Below are 2,822 nucleotides of genomic sequence, written 5' to 3'. Positions count from 1 at the left end.
GAGTTGGGTGGCTAAAGAGGGGATGGGGTGAGGGGCGGTGAGTTCATGTTGCGCAAGGCGACGCTGGCGCAAGGTGAGCAGTGGGAAGAGAGAGAGTAGATGTTGAAAGGCTTGGGTATCCATGATGGAGGCCCTCAGGGTGATGACCTACTTCAAGGTTAGCCTTTCAACACATAACTGGGACAGCGCCATGAAAAAGGGCCCCGCAGGGCCCTTCGCTATCACAGGAAGCCTTAGATGGCCCAGCCACCGGCATAGAAGATCACCAGCGCCACGGCGATGATGACGGTGCCGACGTTGAGTTTCTTCCACTCGGCAGCAAACAGACGACCCACGACCAGCGCCACGAAGCCCAGCATGATGCCGGTGACTATGTTGCAGGTCAGCACTATGAAGACGGCGCACAGCATGCCGGCGAGAGCATCGACCGAATCGCTGAAGTCCAGCTTGGTGACGTTGCCCAGCATCAGCAGACCGACATACATCAGGGCCGGTGCTGTGGCGTAGGCCGGTACCAGATAGCTCAGCGGGGAGAGGAAGATCATCAGCAGGAAGAGCACGCCGACCAGTGCAGCGGTCAGACCGGTTTTGCCACCGGCTGCAGTGCCAGCGGCGGATTCGATGTAGACGGCAGCCGGAGCACCACCTACCACGCCAGCGACCATGCTGCTGACGGAGTCGGCAGTCAGGGCCTTGCCGCCGCTGATGATGTGGCCACGCTCGTTGATGAGGCCCGCCTGACCCGCCACGGCACGTATGGTGCCGGTCGCGTCAAACACGGCTGTCATCACCAGCGCCAGCACGGTCGGGATCACCACCGGATTGAGGGCGCCCAGCAGATCCATGCTGCCTACCAGCGAACCTTTCTCACCAGTCAGGCTCGGCATGGCGAAGAAGCCCTGCCAGGTCACTTTCGGGTCGAAGATGAGGCCGAGAATGGAGATGGCGATGATCACCATCAGGATGCCGCCCGGCACCTTGCGACGCTCCAGACCGAAGATGGCGGCCAGACCCAGCACCGTCATGATGACAGGGAAGGAGGTCACTTCACCCAGCTGAACCGGCAGACCGGCCCCTTCGTTCTTGATCACCATGCCGACGCCGTTGGTGGCGATCAGCAGCAGGAACAGACCTATACCTATGCCGGTGCCGTGAGCGATGCCGGAGGGGAGGTTGTCCAGGATCCACTGGCGCACGCCTGTGACGCTGATCAGGGTAAACAGCACCCCCATCAGGAAGATGGCGCCCAGCGCGACCGGAATGCTCAGTCCCTGACCCAGCACCAGACTGAAGGCGGTAAAGGCGGTGAGGGAGATGGCGCAACCTATGGCCATCGGCAGCTTGGCCCAGAGCCCCATCAGCAGGGAGCCGAAGGCGGCGATCAAGCAGGTCGCCACGAAGACGGGGCCCTGCTCAAAACCGGCGGCACCCAGCATGTTGGGCACCACTATGATGCTGTAGACCATGGCCAGGAAGGTGGTCAGTCCGGCCAGCAACTCCTGGCGGACTGTGCTGCCACGCTGGGTGATGGAGAAATAGGAGTCCAGAAACCCGCTATTGCCGGTGCGGGCCGTCATTTCTTGCGTTGCCATAACTCATCCTGAATGTGTGAAGGAAATCGTTTGCGTAATGGCGCGCAAAATAGCAAGAATTTGGCGAGATTGCAGCGGATCAGCCACCATTTTCCCGAACTTTTCCATTTTAAGCCTCATTGGAGGCCTCAACTTCCACATGGGAAGCTCCCCTTCAGCTTCTACACTCTTAGCTAGCCCCCATCAGCCGGAGACAAGCCCATGCACACAGGCAACCTGCTTGGCCAGATCCCCTCCCCTCTGCCCAATGAGGTGTTCACCGACCTGGTCAGCACCAATCACTTTCGCATCGAGCGTATCCTCTCCCAGGGACAACAGACCCCCACGGGGGAATGGTTCGATCAGGATGAACACGAGTGGGTAGCGCTGATACAAGGCGAGGCCGTTCTGGTCTTCATCACACCGGATACCGGGCTCCAGGAGCGCGTTCACCTTGGACCCGGGGACTACATCAACATCCCGGCGCACCTTCAGCACAGGGTGGAGTGGACTCATCCTACCGAGACCACCGTCTGGCTCTGCATCTACTACTAGGGGAGTCTCTTGGCACAATGACAAAGCACAACGAAAGAAGCCCAATCGACAGATTGGGCTTCTTGGACTCAGATGCTGAATATGCATAGCAAAAAGGCCTTCCCGTGAGGGAAGGCCTTTCAAATTAGTGGCGGAGCGGACGGGGAGACGGACACGGTCCGGCTCAAGCACAAGGTGCCACAGGCAGGGACCGAGTTGCCAGTGGCAAGTCGCAGCCCTGTCTGTGGTCCCTTGTTTCCTTAATCCCGTTCGCGAATATCCAAAAGCAAAAAGGCCTTCCCGTGAGGGAAGGCCTTTCAAATTAGTGGCGGAGCGGACGGGACTCGAACCCGCGACCCCCGGCGTGACAGGCCGGTATTCTAACCGACTGAACTACCGCTCCGCTGTCTGGTTAGCATTTTGCTAAATTGTCTGCCGCTTTTATGAGGTGTCATCCTCTCGGCCAATCATGCAATGTGTGCACAACTGTTTAATTGGGTGCCTGGCAGTGTCCTACTCTCGCATGGCGAATGCCACACTACCATCGGCGCTACCGCGTTTCACTTCTGAGTTCGGCATGGGATCAGGTGGTTCCACGGCGCTATGGCCGCCAGGCAAAAAACTTCATCCGGAAAGCTGACGTGAATAACGATGTTGCTCGTGGCTTGTCGCTATCACTGAATTTGAGTAGTTCGTTCACTTGCTACAAGGCCCAGA

2 protein-coding genes, 1 tRNA gene, 1 rRNA gene and 1 pseudogene are annotated in these 2,822 nt (G+C 58.6%); 1 reads left to right on the top strand and 4 read right to left on the bottom strand.

What is annotated here, in order from left to right; genetic code table 11:
- Window positions 1-123, bottom strand: a pseudogene (locus G4923_RS21115) (IS1595 family transposase); the annotation flags it as partial.
- Between the two features lie 110 nt (window positions 124-233).
- Window positions 234-1,592 (bottom strand): NCS2 family permease, encoded by a 1,359-nt coding sequence (locus tag G4923_RS21110; RefSeq protein WP_025328604.1) that lies wholly within the window; start codon window positions 1,590-1,592, stop codon window positions 234-236.
- Between the two features lie 201 nt (window positions 1,593-1,793).
- Between G4923_RS21110 and G4923_RS21105 the strand changes: the two genes are divergently transcribed.
- A complete protein-coding gene (locus G4923_RS21105; protein ID WP_163138200.1) occupies window positions 1,794-2,126 on the top strand; it encodes a cupin domain-containing protein in 333 nt (110 codons plus the stop codon).
- A 305-nt stretch (window positions 2,127-2,431) separates the two neighbouring features.
- On the opposite strand, the gene G4923_RS21100 is transcribed toward G4923_RS21105, so the two are convergent.
- Window positions 2,432-2,508 (bottom strand) — tRNA-Asp (locus G4923_RS21100).
- 97 nt (window positions 2,509-2,605) lie between these two features.
- A 5S ribosomal RNA gene (gene rrf / locus G4923_RS21095) occupies window positions 2,606-2,720 on the bottom strand.
- Window positions 2,721-2,822 lie beyond the last annotated feature (102 nt).

The sequence above is a fragment of the Aeromonas rivipollensis genome, from assembly GCF_010974825.1.
Taxonomy (GTDB): domain Bacteria; phylum Pseudomonadota; class Gammaproteobacteria; order Enterobacterales; family Aeromonadaceae; genus Aeromonas; species Aeromonas rivipollensis.
Note: the sequence above shows the minus strand (reverse complement) of the source record. Positions and strands in the feature narration are given on the sequence as shown.

Coding starts and splice junctions, on each gene's coding strand:
- G4923_RS21110 (WP_025328604.1), bottom strand. CDS start 1,592: ATGGCAACGCAAGAAATGACGGCCCGCACCGGCAATAGCGGGTTTCTG.
- G4923_RS21105 (WP_163138200.1), top strand. CDS start 1,794: ATGCACACAGGCAACCTGCTTGGCCAGATCCCCTCCCCTCTGCCCAAT.